Annotated in this window: 19 protein-coding genes and 1 tRNA gene; 15 read left to right on the top strand and 5 right to left on the bottom strand. The window is 68.6% G+C overall.

Going from position 1 to position 25,714, the window contains the following annotated elements:
• Window positions 1-73: 73 nt before the first annotated feature.
• The 6 genes from G6N56_RS02000 to ligD (G6N56_RS01975) all read left to right on the top strand — a co-directional run bounded on the left by G6N56_RS02000 (window position 74) and on the right by ligD (G6N56_RS01975) (window position 7,630).
• On the top strand, window positions 74-2,833 hold the full coding sequence (locus tag G6N56_RS02000; protein WP_232069189.1) for an ATP-binding cassette domain-containing protein: 2,760 nt from the start codon (window positions 74-76) through the stop codon (window positions 2,831-2,833).
• A 76-nt stretch (window positions 2,834-2,909) separates the two neighbouring features.
• Window positions 2,910-3,356: a DUF402 domain-containing protein gene (locus G6N56_RS01995; protein WP_085253790.1), complete on the top strand. Its 447-nt coding sequence runs from the start codon at window positions 2,910-2,912 to the stop codon at window positions 3,354-3,356.
• Window positions 3,357-3,533: 177 nt separating this feature from the next.
• A complete protein-coding gene (locus G6N56_RS01990; RefSeq protein ID WP_085253789.1) occupies window positions 3,534-3,968 on the top strand; it encodes a CBS domain-containing protein in 435 nt (144 codons plus the stop codon).
• Between the two features lie 39 nt (window positions 3,969-4,007).
• Window positions 4,008-5,651, top strand: a complete 1,644-nt coding sequence (locus G6N56_RS01985; RefSeq protein ID WP_232069188.1) for an HAD hydrolase family protein — start codon at window positions 4,008-4,010, stop codon at window positions 5,649-5,651.
• Window positions 5,652-5,741: 90 nt separating this feature from the next.
• Window positions 5,742-6,740 carry a non-homologous end-joining DNA ligase gene (gene ligD, locus G6N56_RS01980; protein ID WP_085253787.1) on the top strand — a complete coding sequence of 333 codons (999 nt, stop codon included), beginning with the start codon at window positions 5,742-5,744 and terminating at the stop codon, window positions 6,738-6,740.
• The gene (gene ligD, locus G6N56_RS01975) at window positions 6,740-7,630 is read left to right on the top strand and encodes a non-homologous end-joining DNA ligase (protein WP_085253786.1); all 891 of its coding nucleotides are present in this window, start codon (window positions 6,740-6,742) and stop codon (window positions 7,628-7,630) included. The genes ligD (G6N56_RS01980) and ligD (G6N56_RS01975) overlap by 1 nt, the downstream gene beginning before the upstream one ends.
• Window positions 7,631-8,685: 1,055 nt before the next feature.
• Here the strand turns inward: ligD (G6N56_RS01975) and coaE are convergent.
• From coaE to polA, 4 genes are all read right to left on the bottom strand, one after another.
• Window positions 8,686-9,900: a dephospho-CoA kinase gene (gene coaE / locus G6N56_RS01970; RefSeq protein ID WP_085253784.1), complete on the bottom strand. Its 1,215-nt coding sequence runs from the start codon at window positions 9,898-9,900 to the stop codon at window positions 8,686-8,688.
• Window positions 9,901-9,912: 12 nt separating this feature from the next.
• Window positions 9,913-11,361, bottom strand: coding sequence for a 30S ribosomal protein S1 (gene rpsA, locus G6N56_RS01965; RefSeq protein ID WP_085253783.1), 1,449 nt, complete (start codon window positions 11,359-11,361; stop codon window positions 9,913-9,915).
• A 48-nt stretch (window positions 11,362-11,409) separates the two neighbouring features.
• A complete protein-coding gene (locus tag G6N56_RS28700; RefSeq protein WP_232069418.1) occupies window positions 11,410-11,637 on the bottom strand; it encodes a DMT family transporter in 228 nt (75 codons plus the stop codon).
• A 101-nt stretch (window positions 11,638-11,738) separates the two neighbouring features.
• Window positions 11,739-14,402, bottom strand: coding sequence for a DNA polymerase I (polA, locus tag G6N56_RS01955; RefSeq protein ID WP_142280406.1), 2,664 nt, complete (start codon window positions 14,400-14,402; stop codon window positions 11,739-11,741).
• A 164-nt stretch (window positions 14,403-14,566) separates the two neighbouring features.
• On the opposite strand from polA, the gene G6N56_RS01950 reads away from it, so the two are divergent.
• On the top strand, window positions 14,567-15,010 hold the full coding sequence (locus tag G6N56_RS01950) for a Zn-ribbon domain-containing OB-fold protein (RefSeq protein WP_085253781.1): 444 nt from the start codon (window positions 14,567-14,569) through the stop codon (window positions 15,008-15,010).
• A complete protein-coding gene (locus G6N56_RS01945; RefSeq protein WP_085253780.1) occupies window positions 15,007-16,206 on the top strand; it encodes a lipid-transfer protein in 1,200 nt (399 codons plus the stop codon). Before G6N56_RS01950 ends, G6N56_RS01945 begins: the two co-directional genes overlap by 4 nt.
• A gap of 88 nt (window positions 16,207-16,294) precedes the next feature.
• Here the strand turns inward: G6N56_RS01945 and G6N56_RS01940 are convergent, their stop codons facing one another.
• Window positions 16,295-16,912, bottom strand: a complete 618-nt coding sequence (locus G6N56_RS01940) for an ANTAR domain-containing response regulator (protein WP_085253779.1) — start codon at window positions 16,910-16,912, stop codon at window positions 16,295-16,297.
• Window positions 16,913-17,028: 116 nt separating this feature from the next.
• On the opposite strand from G6N56_RS01940, the gene G6N56_RS01935 reads away from it, so the two are divergent.
• The 7 genes from G6N56_RS01935 to cydC all read left to right on the top strand — a co-directional run bounded on the left by G6N56_RS01935 (window position 17,029) and on the right by cydC (window position 25,710).
• Window positions 17,029-17,102 (top strand) — tRNA-Leu (locus G6N56_RS01935).
• A 699-nt stretch (window positions 17,103-17,801) separates the two neighbouring features.
• Window positions 17,802-19,130 carry an adenylate/guanylate cyclase domain-containing protein gene (locus tag G6N56_RS01930; protein WP_085253818.1) on the top strand — a complete coding sequence of 443 codons (1,329 nt, stop codon included), beginning with the start codon at window positions 17,802-17,804 and terminating at the stop codon, window positions 19,128-19,130.
• Window positions 19,131-19,160: 30 nt separating this feature from the next.
• A complete protein-coding gene (locus tag G6N56_RS01925; protein WP_142280401.1) occupies window positions 19,161-19,754 on the top strand; it encodes an HdeD family acid-resistance protein in 594 nt (197 codons plus the stop codon).
• 86 nt (window positions 19,755-19,840) lie between these two features.
• On the top strand, window positions 19,841-21,313 hold the full coding sequence (locus G6N56_RS01920) for a cytochrome ubiquinol oxidase subunit I (protein ID WP_085253777.1): 1,473 nt from the start codon (window positions 19,841-19,843) through the stop codon (window positions 21,311-21,313).
• A gap of 29 nt (window positions 21,314-21,342) precedes the next feature.
• The gene (gene cydB / locus G6N56_RS01915; RefSeq protein ID WP_085253776.1) at window positions 21,343-22,383 is read left to right on the top strand and encodes a cytochrome d ubiquinol oxidase subunit II; all 1,041 of its coding nucleotides are present in this window, start codon (window positions 21,343-21,345) and stop codon (window positions 22,381-22,383) included.
• A 62-nt stretch (window positions 22,384-22,445) separates the two neighbouring features.
• Window positions 22,446-24,059: a thiol reductant ABC exporter subunit CydD gene (gene cydD / locus G6N56_RS01910; protein ID WP_085253775.1), complete on the top strand. Its 1,614-nt coding sequence runs from the start codon at window positions 22,446-22,448 to the stop codon at window positions 24,057-24,059.
• On the top strand, window positions 24,046-25,710 hold the full coding sequence (gene cydC, locus G6N56_RS01905) for a thiol reductant ABC exporter subunit CydC (protein WP_085253774.1): 1,665 nt from the start codon (window positions 24,046-24,048) through the stop codon (window positions 25,708-25,710). Before cydD ends, cydC begins: the two co-directional genes overlap by 14 nt.
• The last annotated feature ends 4 nt before the right edge of the window (window positions 25,711-25,714 follow it).

Here is a 25,714-nt window from a genome sequence, read left to right as displayed (position 1 = left end):
CCAAATCGAGATAAAACCAAATCACAGGCGGGTCCCATGGGGAGCACTCGCCGCGCGGACCGATAATCGAAGGGTGAATCGACCCGCCCCGCCTGTCCTGACAGTTCGGTACGACGGGTCCCAACGTTCCTTCGCGGCCGGGTACGAGGTCGTCATCGGGCGCGACGTGCACGCCGACGTGCGAGTCGCCGACCCGCGAATCTCGCGGGCGCACCTGCTGGTGCGATTCGACCAGGGCCGATGGCTGGCAATCGACAACGGCTCACTGAACGGGACCTACCTGAACGGATATCGGATGCCCGTCATCGACATCCATGATGGCCAGAGCATCCACGTCGGAAACCCGCAGGGACCGCGGCTGACCTTCGCGATCGGTCCGCCGCAGGGCCCGATCAGCCGCCCGCGCCAGACCCGGTTGACCCACGACTCCGGGCCGCCCACCCAGTCCTGGTCCGCGCCGCCCGAGCAAACCAATCCCACGCAGCCCCCGATGCCGGGGCGGGGCCGGCCCGGCGGCCGGGCCCCCGGCCCCGCCCGCAACGGGCCGCACGGGGCGCCGCCGCGCGCTGCGCCACGCGGCCGGCCGGACAACCAGCCCGGGCGGCCACCAAGTGCGCCGCCGCGGCAGCCGGTTCCGCCGCCACGGCCGGCGCCGCCGCCACGCCGAGCGCCGACGTCATCGACGCCAATGCCGTCCGAGACACCGCCCGACCAGCTGACCGTGGTCAACGCGGACCAGGCGGCGAGGTCATATGCGGCAGCGTCCGAGGCAAGCGACACCCCGGACCCCACGCCGGCCGCCGAGTTCACCGTCATCGACGCCAAGACGGCCGACGTGTCGAACCTCGCGACCAGAATGGTGAAATTCCTCTCACCCCGGGCGGCGCCAACCGATCAAGCCGGCGCCGTCACGATCGGCCGCGCCGCCGACAATGACATCGTCGTGTCCGACGTGTTGGCCTCGCGCGAGCACGCGACGTTGGTGCCGACGCGGCTCGGCACCGAGATCCGGGACAAAAGCGTCAATGGCACATTCGTCAACGGCACCAGGGTGGGATCGGCGATCCTGTCCGAGGACGACGTCGTCACCATCGGCAACGTCGACCTGGTGTTCCGCAACGGCACCCTGATCCAGCGCAGCGAAGCCGCAACGCGCAGCGGCGGTCTGGAGGTGCGCAACGTCAAGTACGTCGTCGACAACGGCAAACAGCTGCTCGACAACATCTCGCTGACCGCCAGGCCCGGCACCCTCACCGCGGTGATCGGCGGCTCGGGCGCCGGGAAGAGCACGCTGGCCCGGTTGATCGCCGGCTACGCCCGCCCGACGTCCGGATCGGTCAGCTTCGAGGGCCACGACGTCCACTCCGAGTATGCGTCGCTGCGCAGCAGGATCGGCATGGTGCCGCAGGACGACGTCGTGCATCGGCAGTTGACCGTGAATCAGGCCCTCGGTTATGCGGCCGAACTGCGGTTGCCGCCGGACACCGGCAAGGCCGACCGCGCCAAGGTGGTCGCCAGGGTGCTCGAAGAACTCGACCTGACCAAGCACGCCGAGACCCGGGTGGACAAGTTGTCCGGCGGTCAACGCAAACGCGCTTCCGTCGCGCTCGAATTGCTCACCGGCCCTTCGTTGTTGATCCTCGACGAGCCGACGTCCGGCCTGGACCCGGCGCTGGACCTGCAGGTCATGACGATGCTGCGCCAGCTGGCCGACGCCGGCCGCGTCGTGCTCGTCGTGACCCACTCGCTGTCCTACCTCGACGTCTGCGACCAGGTGCTGCTGATGGCCCCCGGCGGCAAGATCGCCTACTGCGGCTCTCCCGACCAGATCGGCGAGGCGATGGGCACCACCAACTGGGCCAAGATCTTCACCAACGTCGGCGCCGACCCCGAGGAAGCCAACCGGCGCTTCCTGGCCCAGACGGAGGCTCAGGAGCGGTCCCAGAAACGGGCGCCGGCGAGGGCCGACGCGGCGGAGGACCTGGGAGAACCGGTGCACACCAGTGTGCGGCGGCAGATCTCGACCATCGCGCGGCGGCAGGTCCGCCTGGTGATCGCCGACCGGGCCTACTTCATCTTCCTGGCGCTGTTGCCGTTCATCCTGGGCTCGCTGTCGCTGACGGTTCCGGGCAGCAACGGATTCCACGCTCCCGGCCCGAACGCCGGCACCCCGGACGAAGCCGCCCAGATACTCGCGCTGTTGATGCCGGCGGCCGCCTTCATGGGGACGGCGCTGACGATCCGCGACCTGGTCGGCGAACGTGCGATCTTCCAGCGCGAGCAGGCGGTCGGGCTGTCTACCACGGCGTACCTGCTGGCGAAGACCGCGGTCTTCTGCGGCTTTGCCGTCGTGCAGTCGGCGATCGTCACGGCGATCGTGGTGATCGGCAAGAGCGCGCCTACGCGGGGCGGCGTCCTGCTGGGTCACTCGACTGTCGGCGCGACCGCCGAACTGTTCGCCACCGTCGCGGCGACCTGCGTCGCCTCGGCCATTCTCGGACTGGCGATTTCGTCGCTGGTGCGGTCCAGTGAGCAGATCATGCCGCTGTTCGTGGTGACTGTCATGGCGCAGCTCGTGCTGTGCGGCGGGATGGTGCCGGTGACCGGCCGCCTCGGGCTCGACCAACTGTCTTTCGAGATGCCGGCGCGGTGGGGCTACGCGGCGGCGGCCTCGACGGTCGACCTGCGCAACCTGGTGCCGGGTTCGCTGGTATCCCAGGACCGATTCTGGGAGCACACGTCCAAGACCTGGCTGCTGGACATGGGCATGCTCGCCGCCCTGTCGCTGCTCTATGCCGGCTTCGTGCGGTGGAAGATCCGGTTGCGTAGGTAAGAGGGACAGCATTCACCCGCCCAAGCGCGAGACGTTCGATCTCACGACCCGCACCAACACCGATCCGAAGGGCATCGTGCGGGCCGTCGACGAGTACGTGCGGCGGCCGTGGGGTCTCTACATGGCCCGGCCGACCCCGGGACGGGCGCAGTTCCACTACCTCGAGTCGTGGCTGTTGCCCTCACTCGGGCTGCGCGCCACGGTGTTCCACTTCAATCCCGGCCACGAACCCGACCACGACTATTACCTGGATGTCGGAGAATTCACCCCCGCCGCCGACGCGTGGCACTCCGAGGACCATTACCTCGACATCGAGGTTCGCACCGGCACGAGAGCGGCGCTGACCGACATCGACGAGTTGCTCGAGGCCGTTCGGCACGGGTTGCTGCCCCCGGACGTGGCCGAGCGGGCGGTGCGGCGCGCGGTGGCGGCCGTGGACGGCCTGGCCCGCAACGGCTATGACCTGTCGCGGTGGCTGGCGGGCGAAGGTGTGACGCTGTCGTGGCGGGGCGTCAGCGGCTGAGTGCCAGTCGATCCGCCCCGCATGCGTCCGGCCGGCCCCAGGGTCGACGACACGACGGACGGTCGCGGGGCGCCGACGCTCGGCGTCGGGAACCAAGGTCTAACGGCCCTACAGGTCGGGACGCCGCCGCCCTAGTTTCGGCTGAGACACATCGGCATTTGGGCAAGGGAGAAACGCATGACCACTGCGCGCGACATCATGCACGCCGGCGCTGCCTGTATCGGTGAACACGAAACACTGACCGCCGCCGCCCGGCAGGTGCGCGATCTCGGGGTGGGCGCCCTGCCGATCTGTGGCGACGACGACCGCCTACACGGCATGATCACCGACCGCGACATAGTGGTCAGATGCATTGCCGCCGAACGTGATCCGAATTCCGTCCACACAGGTGCACTGGCACAGGGCAGCGCCTACCACGTCGACGGGAGTGCCGGCATCGAGGAGATGCTCACCGTCATGGAGGAGCATCAGGTTCGCCGGCTGCCCGTGATCGACAACCACGGGTTGGTCGGCATAGTCACCGAAGCGGATATCGCACGTCATCTTCCGGAACACGCCATCGCCCAGTTCGTCAAAGCGGTCTGCGCCCAGCCGGCCATCACCAGCCGCTGACCGCGCTACAGGCCGTTCTCTGTGGCGTTTTTCCAAGTCGTGGCTGTCGATCTCGACGGCACATTGACATCGCGGGATCGGCTGTCGCACGAGGCGCTGGACGCCATCTCCGATGCTCGGCGCAAAGGGCTGACGGTCGTCCTGGTGACGGGCCGCATCGAAGCGGAGCTGCAGGCCGATTTCCCGGGCATTGCCGACTACTTCGACGCCGTAGTGCTCGAAAACGGGTCGGTGATGGTGATCAGGGGATGCGCGCGCGTGCTGGCGGAGCCGGTGGACGGCGCCCTCGACGATGCGCTCCTCGAGCGCCGGTTGCCATTCCGCCGAGGCGAGGCGCTGGTGGCGATTGACGGTGAGCACGCCACGATCGTCGTCGACCTGATCGGCGAACTGGGACTGGACTGCCAGATCATCCGGAACCGGGATGCGCTCATGGTGCTGCCGGCGGGCGTCACCAAGGGCACCGGATTGCGCGCCGTGCTATCCGAGGTCAATCTCTCGCCGCACAACGCCCTGGCGGTCGGCGATGCGGAGAACGACTTGTCGATGTTCGGTGTCGCCGAAGTTGGCGTGGCGGTCTCCGATGCCGTCCCATCGGTGCTGCGGCACGCCGATCTCGTCCTCGACGACGCGGACGGCACCGGGCTGGCCGGCTTGTTGACCGGCCCGTATCTCACCGGAGCGCGACGGTTCTGTCCACGGCGGCGGTGGGTCGACATAGGCACCTTCGATGATCAATCACCGGCCCGCATTCCGGGGAGCCAGGGCCGCATCCTCGTCACCGGCCCGGCGGGTTCGGGGAAGAGCTACCTGGTTGGCCTGATGGCCGAGCGATGGATTCAGGCTCACTACTGCGTGCTGGTGATCGACCCGGAAGGCGACCACGTGCAGCTGCAGCAGCTCAACGGCGTGCGGGTGGTGGACGGGGGCCACCACCTTCCCGAGCCGACCGAGCTCGTCACCAACCTGGATCCGCGCACCAGCCTCGTGGTGGACCTGTCCGGGGTGCCGGACCCAACCAAGATGGAATACCTGCACCGCCTGCGGTCCACGGCCGAGGCGCACCGCGAGCAGCATGGCTTCCCGCACTGGGTCATCTACGACGAGGCGCACCTCCTGGGCATCGACGAGGAGGCGCACTGGGCTCGGCGCGGCGGCTACGTGTTGTGCTCGTTCGCCCCTGCCGCGTTGCCCGCCGGCGAAATCGACAGCAGCGACGTGTCGTTGACATTGGCCGACAACGAAAACGACAACAACGGGACCGAGATGGGCGCCCTGCGGCGGGCCGTGATGCGTCTGGGCTCCGGGCCGGCGCGCCCTTTCGCCGTCGCCGACCGCCAAACCGAACACGTGCGGCACCGCCGGAAGTACGCCGACGTCCGCCTTCCCGACGAACGCCGATTCTATTTCCACGGCGTTGACGGGCAATTCGTGCGACCCGCCGCAACGATGGACGAATTCCGCTCTGCCATAAGCCATCTCGATCAGCGAGCACTGCAATACCATCTCGATCGCGGTGACTTCTCCCGCTGGTTGGAGGGCACCATCGCCGACCGGGACTTCGCCAGGCAGGTCGCGGCCTGGGAGGACGAGGTCATGGCGCGGCACGCCGCCGACGTGGAGCGCGTGCGGCGTCAACTCGTCCATGCCGTGCAGGAGCGGTACCTCTTGTCCGAGCGATAGGTCTCCGTCGTCCGCGGGACGGCGCCGCCCCGTCGGGTACCTTATCTCCATGGGCGCGAGCGACCCTGCGATCGATCCGGACGAATTGTCATGATGGACTTCACCGGTCTGCCCGCGCCGGTCCGCGCGGTGTTGCGCGACGAGCCCGTCCCGGACTGGTCCGCCCCGACGCTGGCCACCCTCACCGACAAGCGGTTCTCCGATCCGAAATGGATCTTCGAGCGCAAGTTCGACGGCATGCGCTGCCTGGCCTTCCGTGACGGCGACCGGATGCGGCTGCTGTCACGAAACCGCTTGTCGCTCAACGGCACGTATCCCGAGCTAGTCGACGCGCTCGGCACCCAGCACACGACGCGGTTCGTGGTCGACGGCGAAGTGGTGGCGTTCGACGGGCGCCGCACGAGCTTCGAGCGGCTGCAGGGCCGGCTGGGCATCACCGACCCACAGGTGGCCCGGGCATCGCCGGTTCGCGTCTACTACTACCTGTTCGACCTGCTGCACGTCGACGGGAAGTCAACTGTCGACGTGCCGCTGGTCTGGCGAAAACGGTTGTTGCGTAGATCCATCGAATTCGGCGGCCCGCTTCGCTACACGCCGCACCGCATCGCAGACGGTCTCGGGGCCTACCGGGCCGCGTGCGAACGCGGCGACGAGGGCGTGATCGCCAAGCTCGCCGATTCCACATACGACGGTCGCCGCTCGCCGAATTGGCTGAAGTTCAAGTGCGTCCGCGACCAGGAGCTGGTGGTCGGGGGCTACACCAGCCCGAAAGGCAGCCGGGTCGAGCTGGGGGCGCTACTGCTCGGTTATTACGACGGCCCCGACCTGGTGTATGCGGGCAAGGTCGGCACCGGCTTCGACGAGCCGACGCTGCACCGTCTGCACGACCGGCTGTCAACGATCACCCGGGACACCCCGCCGTTCACCCGCGGCCTCGGGCGCGCGCCGGGCGCCCACTGGGTGCGCCCGGACCTGGTGGTCCAAATCGGTTTCACCGAGTGGACCCGCGACGGGAAGCTGCGCCACCCGCGCTATCTGGGGCTGCGCACCGACAAGGACGCCGCCGAGGTCGTGCGGGAGTCCCGCTGATGGGCCGGACCGCGGTCGAGGTCACCCACCCGGACCGGGTGTTGTTTCCGGCCGACGGCATCACCAAGAGCGACCTCGTCGACTACTACGCAGCAGTGGCCGGCGCCATGCTCCCACACCTGAAGGGGCGGCCGCTCAACGCGCAGCGATTCCCGCGCGGCATCGCCGAACCAGGCTTCTTGCAACAAGATTTCGCCGATTCGCTGCCGGACTGGATGGGCCGTGTGGAGGTCGTCAAAGAACAGGGCACCGTGGTGCATCCGGTGGCCGAAAGCCCGGAGGCGTTGCGCTGGCTCGCCAACCAGAACTGCATCACCTTGCACGCCTGGCAGTCCCGCCGAAACGGGCTGAATCACCCCGATCGGCTGGTGTTCGACCTGGACCCGTCCGACTCCGACTTCGCGGTGGTGCGGGCGACGGCCCGCACGGTGGCCGGAGTGCTGCAAGACCTCGGGCTTGTCGCCTATGTGCAGGTGACCGGGTCCCGCGGGGTGCACGTGGTGGCGCCGGTGCGCCCGGACACCGACTTCGACACCGCCCGCCAGTTCACCCGCGACGTCGCGGAGCTGGTGGCGGCCGACGACCCCGTGCACCGGACCGTCGAAGTCCGCAAGCAGAAGCGGGGCGGCCGGGTGTACCTCGACGTCATGCGAAACGCCTACGCGCAGACGGCGGTAGCGCCCTACTCCGTGCGGCCCCGGGCCGGTGCCCCGGTGGCGACGCCGCTGGAGTGGGACGAACTGGACGTCCCAGGCCTGCGGGCGGACCGCTTCACCGTCCGTGACGTCTCCAAACGTCTGACACGACAACCCGATCCGTGGGTGGGCATGTCCCGGCACGCCCGCTCACTGGCCGGCCCGATGCGGCGGCTGGCGAAGCTGCGTGCCTAACGGGGCGGTCCGTGTTGCCGATGCGCGGGGCCGAGTGGAGAACCAAGGCCGCCCGGGAAGTGACGGCATCCTCCCGATCTTTCGTTTGCTTACATAACGATTGTCGAACAATCCACTAAGGCCTACCGATTGACTGGCCCACCCCGAAATCTCTCCTATCAGCCGTGATACGGCGAAATCCGGTCGTCCCACAGGTGGCGATCGTATCCGATCGAGAGCTGACCGATACATACGTTCAATAGCGTCAGGTCCGTTGGGGGCGGAGGCCCGAAGGATTCTCGAACAGACAGGCAAGCAGATGAAACTGAAACAACTGGTCGGCGGGTTGACACTCGCCGGCGCGGTTGGCGCCGCGGCCATGGGTGTGGGAGCCGGCGTTGCAAACGCCGATCCGGCATCCGCACCGCTGGCCCCCGGACCGCATGATCCGGGGGGGCCGGCCGGACCGCCGCCGGGCGGACCCGGCGGACCCGGTGGGCCACGCGGACCCGGCGACCATGGCCCGGACGGGCCCGCCCCGCGCGGACCGGGCGAGCCAGGCGACCGTGGGCCGGGCGGACCGGGCGGACCCGGCGAACATGGCCCGGGCGGCCCTGGCGGACCGGCGCCCCGTGGGCCGGGAGGGCCCGGTGGACCCGCGCCCCGTGGGCCGGGCGGGCCCGGCGGACCGGCAGGGCCGTGGCACGGGGACGCCCAACGCGGCTACTTCCACGGCGCCCCGTGGGGAGATGGCGCCGCCCCGTGGGGTGCGGGCGAACCGCCGCGGCCCGCATGGGGCAGACCCCTACCCCCGCCCGGAGGGCAGTGGACGGGTGGCCCCCTCAACTACTACGGATACCAAGAAACCCCCACGTGGAATCAAGGATTCAACCAGTGGGGCTTCAATTTCTTCGGGGTTTGGGTCCCGCTGTAACGGCAGGCTCAGCAGTGCCCGCTGTGCCGGTTGGCGCGGCGGGCACTGCGCCCATGCCGGGCGGCGGCGCGGAGAGCCCGGCGGAGGCGCCGAAGGCCTGCGGTCGAGCCATCGCCGGCGGTGCGGGGCGCCGCAGAACCGGTTAGGGCTGCCATCCGGTTGAATCGGCCCACTGCCACGCCCGGCGGTAGGCGCCGGGATACCACGGCTCCTTGGCCTCGACATAGGGCGAGGTGTCACCGCCCGCACCCCGTTCGGCCTCGCGCTTGACGGCCAGGTACTCGGCGCGCGCATCGGAGTTGGCCCTCAGCCAGTCGGCGAACAGCAGCGCGAACTGCTGGTTGGGCCAACCGCCCACCCGGATGTGCACGTTGGTCGGCCGGCCTGGGTCCGCAGACGCATGAATCCGCTTGTGCCACAACGATGCGTCCGCGTTGTGGTCGTAGCGCTCGACGCGGCTGCGGGCGTCGGGCTTCGCTACGTCCTGCGTGATCCGATCGATGCGCGGGTAGCCCACCGCGAGCAGCGGCTCGGCGAGTTCGTCGGCGACCGCGAGTGATTCGACGGTGATCTGCATGTCGATGACGTCCTTGGCCGGAAAGTCCGGCACAGCGGTCGAGCCGATGTGATCCACTCGAATCGCCCGGTGGCCGCACGCCGTCTTCAACCGGTTGACGATCCGCCGCGCCTGCGCAGGCCAACTCGGGTCGGCCGGCACCAGTCGCGCTGGCGCCCTGGCGAACTCGCGCGCGCTCAGGTTACGGGCGAACGGCACGATGCGGTGGTCCCACACGTCGTGGGCCCGCCGCACCAAGTCCTCCGGGCTGCCCGAATTGTCCAGCCAGATGTCGGCGACGGCGCGGCGCTGCTCGTCGCTGGCCTGCGCGGCGATCCTCGCGCGGGCGTCCTCCTCCGGCATGCCGCGCTGGTCGACCAACCGCCGCAGCCGGACCTCGACGTCGGCGTACACGATTACCACGAGCGGGAAAAATGGCGCCATCCCCGACTCCACCAGCAATGGAATGTCTTCCACGACAACGGAATCGTCGGGCACCGACGCGATGATCTCGGCGCGGCGTTTGCCCACCAGGGGATGCACGATCCCGTTGAGTTTCGCACGGGCCTCGTCATCCCGAAACGCCTTGGCGGCCAGGGCCGGCCGGTTCAGCGACCCGTCGGGGAGCAGGATGTCCGCACCGAACGCCTCGACGAGCGACGCCAGCCCCTCGGTCCCCGGCTCGACCACCTCGCGCGCGATGACGTCGCCGTCGACGACGACGGCACCGCGTTGCGCGAAGGTGGCCGAGAGTGCCGACTTGCCGGCGCCGATGCCGCCGGTCAACCCGATGCGCAGCATGGGAGAACGCTGTTAAGCGTTGCCGGCGAGCTTCTCCCGCAGGGCGGCCAGTTGAGCGTCGCTGGCCAGGGACCCACCGGCCGCCTTCTCCTCGCGTGCCCCGCCGCTGCCCGACGACTGGTCTCCGGCGCCGTGCCCGGCGGCCTCGGCCGCGGCGAACTTCTCCATCTGCGCGGTGTGCATCTTGTGCCGGCGCTCGGCCTCCGCGTAGCGGGCCTCCCACTCGTTGCGCTGAGCGTCGAACCCTTCCATCCACTCGTTGGTCTCGGCATCGAAACCCTCGGGGAAGATGTAGTTGCCCTGCTCGTCGTAGCTGTCGGCCATGCCGTACTTCGCCGGGTCGAATTCCTCGGTGTAGTCCTCGTTCGCCTGCTTGAGCGACAACGAGATCCGGCGGCGCTCCAGGTCGATGTCGATGACTTTGACCATGGCGTCGTCGCCGACGGCGACCACCTGGTCGGGAACCTCGACGTGCCGCTCGGCCAGCTCGGAGATGTGCACCAGGCCCTCGATGCCCTCCTCGACGCGGACGAACGCGCCGAACGGCACCAGCTTGGTGACCTTGCCCGGGACGATCTGGCCGATCGCGTGGGTACGGGCGAAGTGCCGCCACGGGTCTTCCTGAGTCGCCTTGAGCGACAACGACACCCGCTCGCGATCCATGTCGACGTCGAGCACCTCGACGGTCACCTCGTCGCCGACCTGGACGACCTCGGACGGGTGATCGATGTGCTTCCAGGACAGCTCGGACACGTGCACCAGGCCGTCGACACCGCCGAGGTCGACGAACGCGCCGAAGTTGACGATGGACGAGACCACGCCCTTGCGGATGGCGCCCTTCTGCAGCTGGTTGAGGAACTCGCTGCGCACCTCGGACTGGGTCTGCTCCAGCCAGGCGCGGCGCGAGAGCACCACGTTGTTGCGGTTCTTGTCCAGCTCGATGATCTTGGCCTCGATCTCCTTGCCGATGTACGGCTGCAGATCGCGGACGCGGCGCATCTCGACCAGCGAGGCGGGCAGGAAGCCGCGCAACCCGATGTCGAGGATCAGACCACCCTTGACGACCTCGATGACCGTGCCCTTGACGGCCTCGTCCTTCTCCTTGAGCGCCTCGATGGTGCCCCAGGCGCGCTCGTACTGCGCGCGCTTCTTGGAGAGGATGAGCCGGCCCTCTTTGTCCTCCTTGGTGAGAACCAGGGCCTCGACCTCGTCACCGACGGTGACGACCTCGCTGGGGTCGACGTCGTGCTTGATGGAGAGCTCGCGGGCGGGGATGACGCCTTCGGTCTTGTAGCCGATGTCGAGGAGCACCTCGTCCCGGTCCACTTTGACGATCGTCCCCTCGACGATGTCGCCATCGTTGAAGTACTTGATCGTTTTGTCTATTGCGGCAAGAAAGTCCTCGCTGGAGCCAATGTCGTTGACGGCTACTTGCGGCGAGGTGACGGTGGGACTCGGCATGTGGTGGGTTGCTCCGGACAGGTTGGGTCGTAGGGACAAATCTGGGATTTACCCATTGAGGCTACTCGACTGGGTACACGCAGGCCAAACCGGTCGTCGGCGCGCGCCGCGCCACGTTAAGCCCGCGCGAATTCCGGGCCAAATTTTGGCGATCGCCTCAGAACTTCGCGATGAGCGCGACCCCGCCGACCATGAGCGGCCCGCGAGGCATCGCCCCAGGCTGATCGGGTGGGCATCGACCCGAAGCCAGCCGAAATGGTCGATGAGCAGCGACATGACGAGCGCTGCCGTGACGGTGAAAGCCATGAAGGATCATCCACGCTGCGTCCACGGCGCTCCTCACGGTTTCGGGACGGTCACAGCCCCCGATCGCCGCGCTAGTGTGCGGCCGCGTCCCAGGAGCGACCGTAACCCACCGAAACCTCGAGCGGGACGTCGAGCGGGTAAGCGCCGCCCATCTTTTCGCGCGCCAGCGCCTCGACCCGCTCCCGTTCGCCGGGCGCGATCTCGAACAGCAGCTCGTCGTGGACCTGCAGCAGCATCCGCGACGCCAGCCCGGCCTCCTTGATCGCCTTGTCCACCTCGATCATGGCCACCTTGATGATGTCGGCGGCGCTGCCCTGGATGGGCGCGTTGAGCGCCGCCCGCTCGGCGGCCTCCCGGACCTGACGGTTGCTGCTGTCCAGCTCGGGGAGGTAGCGGCGGCGGCCCAGCACCGTGGACGTGTAGCCGTCCTTGCGGGCCTGCTCGACCACTGCCATCAGGTAGTCGCGCACCCCGCCGAACCGGGCGAAGTATTGGTCCATCTGGACTTTCGCCTCCTCGGTGGAGATCTTCAGCTGGGTGGACAGCCCGTAGGCGCTGAGGCCGTAGGCCAGCCCGTACGACATGGCCTTCACCCGGCGCCGCAACTCGGGGGTGACCTCCCCGATCGGCACGCCGAACGCGCGGGAGGCCACGAACGAGTGCAGGTCCTCCCCCGTGTTGAAGGCCTCGATGAGGCCCTCGTCCTTCGAAAGGTGCGCCATGATCCGCATCTCGATCTGGCTGTAGTCGGCGGTCATCAGCTCCGAGTAGCCGTCCCCCACCACGAACGCGTCGCGGATCTGACGGCCCGCGTCCGTGCGGATCGGGATGTTCTGCAGGTTGGGTTCGGTCGACGACAGCCGGCCGGTCGCGGCGATCGTCTGGTTGAAGGTGGTGTGGATGCGGCCGTCGTCGGCCACCGAGTTCAGCAGCCCGTCCACGGTGACTTTCAGCCGCGTCACGTCGCGGTGGACGAGCAGGTGCTGCAGGAATGGGTGCCCGGTCTTGTCGAACAGCGACTGCAGGGCGTCGGCATCGGTGGTGTACCCCGTCTTGGTCCGCTTGGTCTTCGGCATGCCGAGTTCGTCGAACAGCACCGCCTGCAACTGCTTGGGTGAGCCGAGGTTGATCTGCTTGCCGATGACGGCGTATGCCGCCTCCGCGGCGTCGCGGATCTCGTCGCCGAACTGGCTCTGCAGCTCGGTCAGCAGCGGCAGATCGACGGCGATACCGGCGCTTTCCATGCTCGCCAGCACCCGCTGCACGGGCAGTTCCATGTCGCCCAGTAGCGCGGTGGAGTCGATGCGATCCAGCTCGCCGTCCAGCGCGTCCGCGAGGTCCGCGACGGCGCGGGCCCGCAGGACAAGCGTCTGGACGGCCTGCTCGTCGACGCCCTCCATGTCGTCGAGAAGCGAAAGTTGTTGCTGCTCAGCTTTTTCCGCACGCAGCTCGCGCCGCAGGTAGCGCAACGACAGGTCGTCGAGGGTGAAGCTGCGCTGCCCCGGCCGCACCAGGTAGGCGGCCAGCGCCGTGTCGGAGGTGACGCCGTTCAGTGTCCAGCCGCGCCCCGCCAGGTCGTGGATGGCCAGCTTCGCCTCGTGCAGCGCTTTGGGTTGCGCCGGATCGGCAAACCAGGCCTGCAGCGCGGCCTCGTCGTCGGGCGTCAACGTCGCCGTGTCGACGTAGGCGCCCTCCCCGTCGGCCGCGGCGAACGCCAACGCCGTCGCATCCCCGCCGTGGGGCAGGTGCGTCCCGACGACGGCCAGCCCGGCCCGGCGACCGTCGCCGGCGTGCTCGGCCAGCCACCGCCCGACGGTGCCGGGCTCGAGCGCGCCGCCGCGCACGTCGAAACCCTCGTCGACCTCCGGCTCGACGGCGGCCAGCGTGTCGAACAACCGGTCCCGCAACACCCGGAACTCCAGGTCGTCGAAGAGCCGGTGGATCTGGTCGCGGTCCCAGGGCTGCATCCGCAGCGTGTCCGGCGTCTGGGCCAACGGCACGTCGCGGATCAGCTCGGTGAGGTCGCGGTTGCGGATCACGTTGGCCAGGTGCGCGCGCAGCGCGTCGCCGACCTTGCCGCGCACCGAGTCGACGTTGTCGACCAAGGACTGCAGCGAGCCGTACTCGATGATCCATTTCGATGCGGTCTTCTCCCCGACGCCGGGAATGCCGGGCAGGTTGTCGCTGGGATCGCCACGCAGCGCGGCAAAATCGGGGTACTGCGTGGGCGTCAGGCCATACTTCTCGACGACGGCCTCGGGGGTGAAGCGGGTCAGTTCGCTGACGCCTTTGCGCGGGTAAAGCACGGTCACGTCGTCGCTGACCAGCTGCAGGGAATCGCGGTCACCGCTGACCACCAGCACGCGGTAGCCCTCGTTCTCGGCCTGGGTGGCCAGCGTCGCGATCAGGTCGTCGGCCTCGAATCCCGGCTCGGCGAGCACCGTGATGCCCAGCGCGGCCAGGACTTCCTTGGTGATGTCGATCTGGCCGTGGAACTCGTCGGGCGTCGTCGACCGGTTGGCCTTGTACTCGGGGTAGCGCTCGGAGCGGAATGTCTGCCGCGACACGTCGAACGCCGCCGCGATGTGCGTGGGCGCCTCGTCGCGCAGCAGGTTGATCAGCATGGCGGTGAAGCCGTAGACCGCGTTGGTGGTCAGGCCGCCGCGGGTCTTGAAGTTCTCGGTGGGCAGCGCATAGAACGCCCGGAACGCCAGCGAATTGCCGTCCAGCAACATCAGCGTGGGCTTGGCGGGTTCCGCTTCGATAGACCCGGGGGCCTTACTGGCGGTTTTCGCGGCAGTCACGGCTCTCACTCTAGGCATCCGGTACGACGCCTCACTCGCTGCCGCGAAACTGCAACACGTTTCAGTTTTGCTCGACGGCTGGGTACGCTGGCCCGGTGCCAGAGGTCACCAGCCACGAACCCGCGATCGACGGGTGGTTCGCCACCGACGAGGGCGGCCGCCCCCATCTGATCGGCAGCAAATGCCCCGAGTGCGGCACCTACGTGTTCCCGCCGCGCGAGAACAATTGCCCCAATCCGGCCTGCGCCAGCGACACGCTCGACGCCGTCGCGCTGTCGACCCGGGGCACGCTGTGGAGCTACACCGAAAACCGCTATCCCCCGCCCGCGCCCTACCCGGCGGCGGATCCCTTCGAGCCGTTCGCCATCGCCGCGGTCGAGCTCGCCGACGAGGGCATCATCGTGCTGGGCAAGGTGGTCGAGGGCACCCTGGCCGCCGACCTGAAGGTCGGGATGGAGATGGAACTGACCACGATGCCGCTGTTCACCGACGACGACGGCGTGGAGCGCATCGTGCACGCCTGGAGGATCGCATCATGAGTCCCGAACCGCTGTACATCCTGGGCGCGGGCATGCACCCCTGGGGCAAGTGGGGCCGCGACTTCACCGAATACGGCGTGGTCGCCGCGCGGGCCGCGCTGGCCGAGGCCGGGCTCGACTGGCGGCAGATCCAGCTGGTCGCCGGGGCGGACACCATCCGCAACGGCTACCCGGGCTTCATCGCCGGGTCGACGTTCGCCCAGAAGCTCGGGTGGAACGGCGTGCCGGTCAGCTCCAGCTACGCTGCCTGCGCCAGCGGATCCCAGGCGCTGCAGAGCGCGCGGGCGCAGATCCTGGCCGGGTTCTGCGACGTCGCGCTGGTGATCGGCGCCGACACGACACCGAAGGGGGCGTTCGCCCCGGTCGGCGGCGAGCGCAAGAACGACCCGGACTGGCAGCGGTTCCACCTGATCGGCGCGATGAACCCGGTGTACTTCGCGCTGCTGGCGCGCCGCCGGATGGACCTCTACGGCGCGACGTCCGAGGACTTCGCCAGGGTCAAGGTGAAGAACTCACAGCACGGGCTGCAGAACCCGAACGCCCGCTACCGCAAGGAGGCCTCGGTCGAGGACGTACTGGCCAGCCCGGTGGTCTCCGACCCGCTGCGGCAGCTCGACATCTGCGCCACCTCCGACGGCGCCGCGGCGCTGATCGTCGCCAGTGCGGACTTCGCCCGCAAGCACCTGGGCTCGCTCGACGGCGTGCCATCCGTGCGAGCGGTCAGCACGGTCACCCCGCGCTACCCGCAGCACCTGCCCGAATTGCCGGACATCGCAACGGATTCCACCGCCGCCGTGCCGGCCCCCGACCGGGTGTTCAAGGACCAGATCCTGGACGCGGCCTACGCCGAGGCGGGCATCGGGCCCGAGGACGTCAGCCTGGCCGAGGTGTACGACCTGTCCACCGCGCTGGAGCTCGACTGGTACGAGCACCTCGGCCTGTGCGCGAAGGGGGAAGCCGAGGGGCTGCTGCGCAGCGGCGCGACCGCCCTCGGCGGCAAGGTGCCTGTCAACCCGTCGGGTGGGCTGGCGTGCTTCGGCGAGGCCATCCCCGCGCAGGCCATCGCGCAGGTCTGCGAGCTGACGTGGCAGCTGCGCGGACAGGCCACCGGCCGGCAGGTGGACAACGCCACCGTCGGCGTCACCGCCAACCAGGGGCTGTTCGGGCACGGCTCGTCGGTCATCGTGGCTCGCTAGCGCGGCGCTTGGCGGCTGCTTGCCTGTCGCCTTTCGAGCCTGAACCCTGCGCCCGAATCGCGATCCGGGCGCAGGCTCGGCGTCCCGCCTACTCGTCCTTGCCGGTGTCGAGGGTCTCCAGGACCACTTCCGCGACCCGCTTCATCGTGGTCCGGCGGTCCATGGCGGCGCGCTGGATCCACTTGAACGCCTCGGGCTCGGTCATGCCCTGCTGCGTCTGTAGCAGGCCCTTGGCGCGCTCGACGAGCTTGCGGGTCTCCAACCGGTCGGACAGGCTGGCCACCTCGCGCTCGAGCGCGCTGAGCTCGCCGAACCGGCTGACGGCTAGTTCGATCGCCGGGATCAGGTCGCTGATCGTGAACGGCTTCACCAGATAAGCCATCGCCCCGGCATCCCGCGCCCGCTCAACCAGATCGCGCTGGCTGAACGCAGTCAGCACCACGATCGGCGCAATCCGTTTGCTGGCGATCTCCGAGGCCGCGTCGATCCCGTCGCGGCGCGGCATCTTCACATCCATGATGACGAGATCGGGCTTGTGGCGTTCGGCGAGCTCGACGGCCTCCTGGCCATCGCTGGCCTCGCCGACGATGTCATACCCCTCCTCTCGCAGCATCTCGGCTAGGTCCATTCGGATGAGCGCTTCGTCTTCAGCGATCAGGACCCGGCGCGGCACAGCGGCGTCGGTGTCGGTCGTGGGGCCTGTCATGACGGATATTCTGTCCTGAATGGCTGCGACCAGCGACCTCGGGGGCGGTCAGCGGGGGCAGGCCACCTCATCCTCTATGGTGGGATGCCTCCTCTAACCTAGGAGGCCGAGCGAAAGCCCTCGTATCCCAACTGGCAGAGGAAACGGATTCAAAACCCGTCCAGTGTGAGTTCGAATCTCACCGAGGGCACGTCAAGCCCCGCGCGGGCACACGGCGTCACCCCGCGGAATCGCCTTCAACGAGACCGCGGGGATGATTTCACCCCCTCCACGACCTCCGAGTTAGCTGCGCGGCAGCAAACAGTCCGCGACGTACGCATATAACAGTCATCGTGAATTCAATCGTTGGATTTCCCTTCTTTAATCGATCTTTGGGTTGCCTTTGCAGCCTTCCCCACCCGAATATTTCGGCATACAGTTCGGCGCACAATGCAATAGCCTCGGCAGGGGTGAAGTTACGACGGCTTTTAGCGGGAAAATAGGACTCGTATCAATTCTCCGCCCGCACGGCGGCGCCGACGGACGCATGCGCTTCCGGCTGCGCTCGGGCATCATCGTTGCTGCTGGTGACCGGTGACTCCATCCACGGCAGCGATCAGGACTGCTTCAACGCGATACCCGGGGACCAGGTGTGCGTCGAGCGCTCGGTCGGGTTGGGAGACAAGCACTTAATAAAATGCGTGATCGGCACGCCCGCATTTCGTTAAAGACATATTTCGCCTATATCGAATTTCAGGCCATGAGCACACGGCGTGAGCGCCCCGTTCGCTCGGAAAAGAACATCTCGATAAATTCTCGTTCCCATAACGGGGCGCCGGGTTAAGACGCGCGGCCCTCGGGCTCGGCTCGCACGACGACAAACGCCCAGGTCCGCGGTTACGCTGTGTTCGTGGCGGCGAAGAAGTGCGGTGCCCCACCGAAACGGCAAGACGACGGGACGCGCCCTGACTGTGTAGCGGCGGTGCGGGCACAAAGCCGCGACCGCAACCAGCATTACGCCGACGCCGCGGCCCGCCGCGCGCGGATCCTCACCATCACCGCGTGGCTGGCGGTGATGGTCAGCGTGAGCTTCGTGCTGGTGCAGATCCTCAGCGGGTCCTGGCTGTGGCAGGTCAGCTCGATCAACGTCGCCGCGGCCATGATGTTCGCCTTTGTCCCCTGGATGCAGCGATTCGGGGAACTCGTCGCGCCGCTTACCTTCGTGGGCGCGGCCTACGCCTCGATCGTCGCCAGCTGTGTCGCCGTCGGCACCGGATCGGGGTCGCAGTTCTTCTTTTTGGTCGGCGCTTGCATCGTCGTGCTGCTGCTGGGCATCGAACACATCGTCCTGGCGTCCGCGCTGGCGGCCGTGGCCGCCGGCCTGATCATCGCGGTCGAGTTCCTGGTCCCGCGCGACACCGGGCTGCAGCCGGCCTGGGCCCAGTCGGCGGGCTTCGTCGTGACGACCGTCTCCAGCGTGGTGATGGTGGTGGTGACCGTCTGGTTCGCCCTGCGCGACACCGCGCGCGCGGAGGCCGTCATGGAGGCCCAGTACGACCGCTCCGAAGCGCTGCTGGCCAACATGCTGCCCGCCAGCATCGCCGAACGGCTCAAAGCCCCCGATCGCAGCGTCATCGCCGACAAGTTCGACGAGGCGTCCGTGCTGTTCGCCGACATCGTCGGCTTCACCGAGCGCGCCAGCACCACCGCGCCGGCCGAGCTGGTGCGGTTCCTGGACCGCCTCTATGGGGCCTTCGACGAACTGGCGGACAAGTACGGACTGGAGAAGATCAAAGTCAGCGGCGACTCCTACATGGTCGTCAGCGGCGTGCCGCGCCCGCGGCCCGATCACGCCCAGGCTCTTGCGGACTTCGCGCTCGACATGACCAAGGTCGTTGCCGGCCTTGAGGATCCACACGGCCAACCGGTGCCGCTGCGCGTCGGAATGGCCACCGGGCCGGTCGTCGCGGGCGTCGTGGGTTCGCGCCGCTTCTTCTACGACGTGTGGGGCGACGCGGTCAACGTCGCATCCCGCATGGAATCCACCGATTCGGTGGGACGAATCCAGGTACCCGAGACGATGCGGGAACGCCTGCGGAACGAGTTCCTATTGCAGGAGCGCGGTCTCATCGAGGTGAAAGGCAAAGGCCTGATGCGCACGTGGTACCTCCTCGGCCGTAAGCCGGCCGAGGAGCCGCGCGGCGCGCTCGCCGACGAATCGCGCACCGCCCGGGTCTGAGCCGAATGGCCCTACCCCGGGACCTCGATTTTGTGTCAGACTGCGCCCATGACAACCACTCCTGGGACCCCTGTTCCAAGCTTGTTGCCGCATCTCTGGAAATCCACTCTGGTATCCGGACTTCTCTCGCTGATCCTCGGCGTCCTGGTGCTCGCGTGGCCGGGAATATCCGTCGTGGTCGCCGCCATCGCGTTTGGCGTCTACCTGTTGATCACCGGAATCGCGCAGGTCGCATTCGCCTTCGCCCTGCACGTCTCGGCGGGCAGCCGGATCCTGTTGTTCATCAGCGGTGCGGCGTCGCTGATCCTGGCGCTGCTCGCCTTCCGGCATTTCGGCCAGGGATACGCAATCCTGTTGCTGGCCATCTGGATTGGCGTCGGGTTCATCTTCCGCGGTGTCGCCACGACCGTTTCGGCCATCAGTGACCCAAACTTGCCCGGGCGCGGCTGGTCGATCTTCGTCGGGGTCATCAGCCTGCTCGCCGGCATCGTCGTCTTGGCGTCGCCGTTCGAATCCATCGTCACGCTGGCCCTCGTCGTGGGTGTCTGGTTCGTGGTGATCGGCGTCTTCGAGATCGTGTCCTCGTTCGGCATCCGCAAGGCGTCGAAGACACTCGGCGTCTGACCGCGGCCGCTGGTGGCACGGCACAGAAGCATCTACTACACTGTGTCGTAGCTGCTCGGCAGCCCCGCATCCTTGGGAGATGACAGATGAATGTCGTCGATATTTCGCGGTGGCAGTTCGGTATCACCACCGTCTACCACTTCATTTTCGTACCGCTCACCATCGGTTTGGCGCCCTTGCTCGCCGTCATGCAGACGGTGTGGGTGGCGACCGGCAATACCGCGTGGTACCGCCTCACCAAGTTCTTCGGCAAGTTGTTCCTGATCAACTTCGCCATCGGTGTGGCCACCGGGATCGTGCAGGAATTCCAGTTCGGCATGAACTGGAGCGAGTACTCCCGGTTCGTCGGCGACATCTTCGGCGCCCCACTGGCCATGGAGGGCCTGTTCGCATTCTTCTTCGAATCCACGTTCATCGGGTTGTGGATCTTCGGGTGGGGGCGCCTGCCCAAGCTCGTGCACCTGGCCTGCATCTGGATCGTCGCCCTCGGAGTCAACGCGTCCGCGTTCTTCATCATCGTGGCGAACTCGTTCATGCAGCACCCCGTCGGCGCCCACTACAACCCGACCACACACCGCGCCGAGCTCGACAGTATCGGCGCCCTGCTCTCCAATAACACTGCACGCGCGGCCTTTACGCACACGGTGACGGGAGCCTTGCTCACCGCCGGCGCCTTCGTCGCCGCCGTCAGCGCGTGGTGGCTGGTTCGTTCCCGCACGCCCGCCTCCGCCACGCCGGTGGCCGAGTCGGACGCCCGCACCATGTTCCGCCCGGCGACCATCCTGGGCTGCTGGGTGGTGCTGCTCGCCGCGGTCGGCTTGTTTTTCACCGGCGACCACCAGGGCAAGCTCATGTTCGTCCAGCAACCCATGAAAATGGCGTCGGCCGAAACGCTCTGCGACACCGAAACGGATCCGGATTTCTCGATCCTCACCGTCGGCCGGCACAACAACTGCGACGGGGTCAAGGGCGTCATCGAGGTGCCCTATGTGCTGCCGTTCCTCGCCGAAGGGCGCACCAGCGACGTGACGTTGCAGGGCGTGCGTAACCTTCAGCACGACTACGAACAGCGTTTCGGCCCAAACGATTACCGGCCGAACATGTTCGTCACGTACTGGTCGTTCCGCGCAATGATCGGCCTGCTCGCGATTCCGGTGTTGTTCGCGCTGGCGGCGCTGTGGCTCACCCGGGGCGGACGCGTTCCCGATCAGCGATGGTTCTCCCGGTTCGCGCTGGTGACGATCCCCGCCCCCTTCCTCGCCAACATCGCCGGGTGGGTGTTCACCGAGATGGGCCGCCAGCCGTGGATCGTCGCGCCGAACCCGACGGGTGACCAGCAGGTCCGGTTCACGGTGCACGAAGCGGTCTCCGACCACGCGCCGGGGATGGTGATCACGTCGCTGGTGACGTTCACGCTGGTCTACGCGCTGCTGGCAGTCATCTGGTTCTGGCTGCAACGGCGCTACATCGTCGAGGGGCCGCAGGAACACGACGCCGAACCGGCCCCACCCAAGGCGCCCAGCGACGACGAGGTCGCCCCCCTCTCCTTCGCGTACTAAGGCCCACCGACCCGGAAAGGAGCTGACCGATGCAACTGCAGGAGTTGTGGTTCGGGATCATCGGGATGCTGTTCCTTGGCTTCTTCGTCCTGGAGGGCTTCGATTTCGGCGTGGGCATGTTGATGGAGCCACTCGCCCGCATCGGCAGCGGCGACCCGGAGCCCGACCGCCGCACCGCCCTGAACACCATCGGGCCGGTCTGGGACGGGAACGAGGTCTGGCTCATCGTGGGCGGGGCCGCGATGTTCGCCGCCTATCCGGGTTGGTACGCCACGGTGTTCTCGACGCTGTACCTGCCGCTGCTGGCGATCCTGTTCGGGATGATCGTGCGCGCCGTGGCCATCGAGTGGCGCGGCAAGGTCGACGACACGAAGTGGCGCGGCTGGGCCGATGTCGGCATCGCGGCCGGCTCCTGGCTGCCCGCGGTGCTCTGGGGTGTCGCGTTCGCCATCCTGGTGCGCGGCCTGCCCGTGGATGCCACCGGCCACGTGCACCTGTCGATCACCGACGTGCTCAACGCCTATACGCTGCTGGGCGGCCTGGCCACCGCCGGGCTCTTCGGGTTCTACGGCGCGGTGTTCATCTCGCTGAAGACCTACGGCGCCATCCGCGACGACGCGCACCGGTTCGCGGTGTGGTTGTCCCTCCCGGTCACGGGTGTGGTTGCGGCCTTCGGGCTGTGGACGCAGCTGGCCTACGGCAAGCCCTGGACCTGGTTGGTGCTGGGCGTCGCGGTGGTCGCGCAGCTCGCGGCGGTGCTGTTGGTCTGGCGGCGGGTATCCGACGGCTGGACGTTCGCCTGCACCGCCGTCGTGGTGGCCGCCGTCGTGATCCTGCTGTTCGGCTCCCTCTACCCGAACCTGGTGCCCTCCACGCTTAACAAGCAGTGGAGCCTCACCATCTACAACGCATCGTCGACCCCGTACACCCTCAAGGTCATGACATGGGTGACGTTGTTCATGGCCCCGTTGACGGTGGTGTACCAGGCGTGGACGTATTATGTGTTCCGCCAACGGATTTCGGCCGACCGGATACCGCCGTCCATCGGTCTGGCCAGGCGTCCGTCCTGAGTGCAGGCGACTCCACCCGGCGGGCGCCCCTGGACCCGCGGCTGTGGCGGGCGTCGACCGCGTTGCGGCGATATCTGCTCGCCTCGGTGGGCTGCGGGGTCGTGATCTCCGGTTGCGCGATCGGCTCGGCGATCGTGCTGGCCAACATCGTCGCGGGCGTGGTCGGTGACCCCGGGGCACGAAGCCTGCGCGTCTGGTCGGCGCCCCTGGCAATCCTGCTGGCAGTCTGGACGATTCGGACGGCCGCGCACTGGCTTCAGGCGCGGTTGGGTCAGCGGGGCGCCGGCGCCGTCATCGCCGAACTGTCCGGTCAGGTGCTGGCGGCGGTGACCGCGCGGCAGCCGCGCGAGCTGGCGGCGCAACGCGATGCCGCCGGCGTGGTGGTCACGCGGGGCCTCGACGGGCTGCGCCCGTATTTCGCCGGTTATCTGCCGACATTGCTGCTGGCGGCGATCCTGACCCCGGCGACGGTCGCGGTGATCGCGCTCTACGACCTGAAATCGACGGTGATCGTGTTGATCACCCTGCCGCTCATTCCCATCTTCATGGTGCTGATCGGGCTGGCGACGGCCGAGCGCTCGGCCGCGGCCCTGACCGCCATGACCACGTTGCAGGCGCGATTACTCGACCTCATCGCGGGCATCCCCACGTTGCGGGCGCTGGGGCGCGGGCGCGGCCCGGAAAAGCGGATCGCCGAACTTTCGGCAGCGCACCGCCGTTCGGCGATGGCGACCCTGCGGATCGCCTTTCTGTCGGCGCTGGTGCTCGAGCTGCTCGCCACCCTGGGCGTGGCGCTGATCGCGGTCAGCATCGGCCTGCGCCTCGTGTTCGGCGAAATGACGCTCGCAACCGGTCTGACGGTGCTGCTGCTGGCGCCCGACGTCTACTGGCCGCTGCGCCGGATCGGTGTGGAATTCCATGCCGCACAGGACGGTCGCACCGCCGCCGACAGCGCGTTCGCCCTCATCGGAGACCCGTCCTCCCCCACGCCACGCCACCGGACCGTCCCGGCGCGCGGCGCGGAGATCCGACTGGAAAGCCTCAGCGTCGCCGGGCGGGACGGTCGCGCACCGCACGCGCTCAACGCGGTGATCTCCCCCGGATCCGTGACCGTGCTGACCGGGCCGAACGGCGCCGGGAAGAGCACGGCGCTGCAGGCGATCGCGGGGCTCACCCCGCCCTCGTCGGGCCGGGTCACCGTGGCGGGCGCGGACGTCACCGAGCTCGAGCCGACCGCCTGGTGGCGACAGTTGTCGTGGCTGCCGCAGCGGCCGGTGCTGGTCCCCGGCAGCGTCGGCGACAACCTTGCGCTGTTCGGCGAGCTGCGTGACGTGGAATCCGCCTGCCGCGCATCGGGGTTCGACTCCGTGCTGGCCGAGTTGCCGGACGGGATGGACACCCAGCTGGGGCGGGGCGGCGTGGGGCTCTCCCTAGGGCAGCGCCAACGCCTCGGCCTGGCCCGGGCTCTCGGATCGACCGCCGCGGTCCTGCTGCTCGACGAGCCCACCGCGCACCTGGACGCACAGACCGAGGAGCGGGTGTTGCGGGCCGTCGTCGAGCGCGCGCGGGCCGGCGCGACGGTGGTCGTCGTCGGCCATCGCGAGCCCGTCGTCGCCATCGGCGATCGGGTGGTCGAGGTGGCCTTCGAGGGTGCGGTGCGGTATGTGGCCACCTGAGCTTCAACCCCTGCAGGCGGCCGCAAGTCTGCTGCGCCCGCGGCTGTCCCGCATTCTGGCGGCCATCGCGCTGGGCGTGCTGTCGCTGGGCAGTGCCCTGGCCCTGGCCGGCGTGTCGGCATGGCTGATCACGCGGGCCTGGCAGATGCCGCCCGTCCTGGACTTGTCGGTCGCGGCCGTCGCGGTGCGCGCCTTCGCGATATCTCGCGGGGTACTGCACTACTGCGAGCGGCTGGCCACTCACGACGCCGCGCTGCGCGCGGCGGGCACCGCCCGGGCGCAGATCTATCGCCGGCTCGCGCGGGGGCCGGCGGCTACCGCCGTCCGGTTACCCAGCGGCGAGTTGGTGGCGCGGGTCGGCGCCGACGTCGACGAACTGGCCAACGTTTTGGTGCGCGCCCTGGTACCGATCGGGGTCGCCACGGTGCTGGGGGTGGCGGCAGTCGCCGTCGTGGCGCTGATCTCGGTGCCGGCCGCGGCGGTCCTGGCGATCTGCCTGCTGCTCGCCGGCTTCGTCGCGCCCCGGCTCGCCGCAAAGGCGGCCGCCACGCAGGAAGAGGTTGCCAGGCAACATCATTCGCAGCGCGACGCCGCGGCGATGACCGCCCTGGAACACGCGCCGGAGCTGCGCGTCGCCGGCGTCCTTCCCGAGGTCATCGCCGAAGCGCAACGCCGGCAGCGCGCGTGGGCCGGTGCGCTCGACGCCGCCGTCAGGCCGGCCGCGATCGCCGAGGCGATCCCGACCGCCGCGATCGGGGCGAGCGTGATCGGCGCCGTGGTGGCCGCGCTCGCGCTGGCGCCCACGGTCGCGCCGACCACGCTGGCCGTACTGATGTTGTTGCCCCTCTCGGCCTTCGAGGCGACGACCCCGCTGCCGGGCGCCGCCGTCCAGTTGACACGCTCGCGGATCGCCGCGCGTCGCCTCCTGGAGCTGGCCCCGCCCCAACGGGCCAACCGGGCCCCGAAGCCAACCGCGCGGCCGCCCGACGGCACCGGCCGGCTGGTGGCCGACGTGCGCTCCGGTCACGACGATTCGACGCGGTCGACCCGGGTGGCGCTGGACCTGCCCCCCGGCGCGCGGCTGGCCGTCACCGGCGCGAGCGGCTCCGGGAAGACGACGTTGCTGATGACGCTTGCCGGGCTCGTCGCGCCGCTGGACGGCCGCGTGACGCTGGACGGGACCGAACTAAGCAACTTCGACGAAGACGAATTGCGTTGCGCCGTGAGCTTCTTCGCCGAGGACGCGCACGTTTTTGCCACCACCGTCCGCGACAACCTGCTGGTGGCCCGCGGGGACTGCTGCGACGACGAACTGGCCGTCACCCTCGACACGGTCGGGCTGGGCGGCTGGGCCGCCACATTGCCCGACGGCTTGTCGACGGTGCTGACCGGCGGTGCGCAAGCCCTGTCGGCCGGCCAGCGCCGCAGGTTGCTGCTGGCCCGGGCGGTGCTTTCACCCGCGCGGATCGTCCTCCTGGACGAGCCCACCGAGCACCTCGACGCGGCCGACGCCTCTCGTCTCCTCGCCGACCTGCTGGGGCCGGGGGGCGGACCCATGGGAGCCGACCGCACCGTGGTCGTGGCCACCCACCACCTCCCCGCGAGCCTCGGCTGTCGACTACTGCACGTCGGCCCGCCATCCGCGACCTGAGCCG

The sequence above is a fragment of the Mycobacterium saskatchewanense genome, assembly GCF_010729105.1.
GTDB lineage: Bacteria > Actinomycetota > Actinomycetes > Mycobacteriales > Mycobacteriaceae > Mycobacterium > Mycobacterium saskatchewanense.
This window is presented reverse-complemented; position numbering and strand designations above follow the sequence as displayed.

Bases quoted from the DNA above. Each gene is read 5' to 3' on its own strand.
- ligD (WP_085253786.1), top strand. From the start codon at position 6,740: ATGGGCCGGACCGCGGTCGAGGTCACCCACCCGGACCGGGTGTTGTTT.
- polA (WP_142280406.1), bottom strand. From the start codon at position 14,402: ATGTTGCTGGACGGCAATTCGCTGGCGTTCCGGGCGTTCTATGCGCTG.
- G6N56_RS01990 (WP_085253789.1), top strand. From the start codon at position 3,534: ATGACCACTGCGCGCGACATCATGCACGCCGGCGCTGCCTGTATCGGT.
- ligD (WP_085253787.1), top strand. From the start codon at position 5,742: ATGATGGACTTCACCGGTCTGCCCGCGCCGGTCCGCGCGGTGTTGCGC.
- cydC (WP_085253774.1), top strand. From the start codon at position 24,046: ATGTGGCCACCTGAGCTTCAACCCCTGCAGGCGGCCGCAAGTCTGCTG.
- rpsA (WP_085253783.1), bottom strand. From the start codon at position 11,361: ATGCCGAGTCCCACCGTCACCTCGCCGCAAGTAGCCGTCAACGACATT.
- cydB (WP_085253776.1), top strand. From the start codon at position 21,343: ATGCAACTGCAGGAGTTGTGGTTCGGGATCATCGGGATGCTGTTCCTT.
- G6N56_RS01920 (WP_085253777.1), top strand. From the start codon at position 19,841: ATGAATGTCGTCGATATTTCGCGGTGGCAGTTCGGTATCACCACCGTC.
- coaE (WP_085253784.1), bottom strand. From the start codon at position 9,900: ATGCTGCGCATCGGGTTGACCGGCGGCATCGGCGCCGGCAAGTCGGCA.
- G6N56_RS01945 (WP_085253780.1), top strand. From the start codon at position 15,007: ATGAGTCCCGAACCGCTGTACATCCTGGGCGCGGGCATGCACCCCTGG.
- G6N56_RS01940 (WP_085253779.1), bottom strand. From the start codon at position 16,912: ATGACAGGCCCCACGACCGACACCGACGCCGCTGTGCCGCGCCGGGTC.
- G6N56_RS28700 (WP_232069418.1), bottom strand. From the start codon at position 11,637: ATGTCGCTGCTCATCGACCATTTCGGCTGGCTTCGGGTCGATGCCCAC.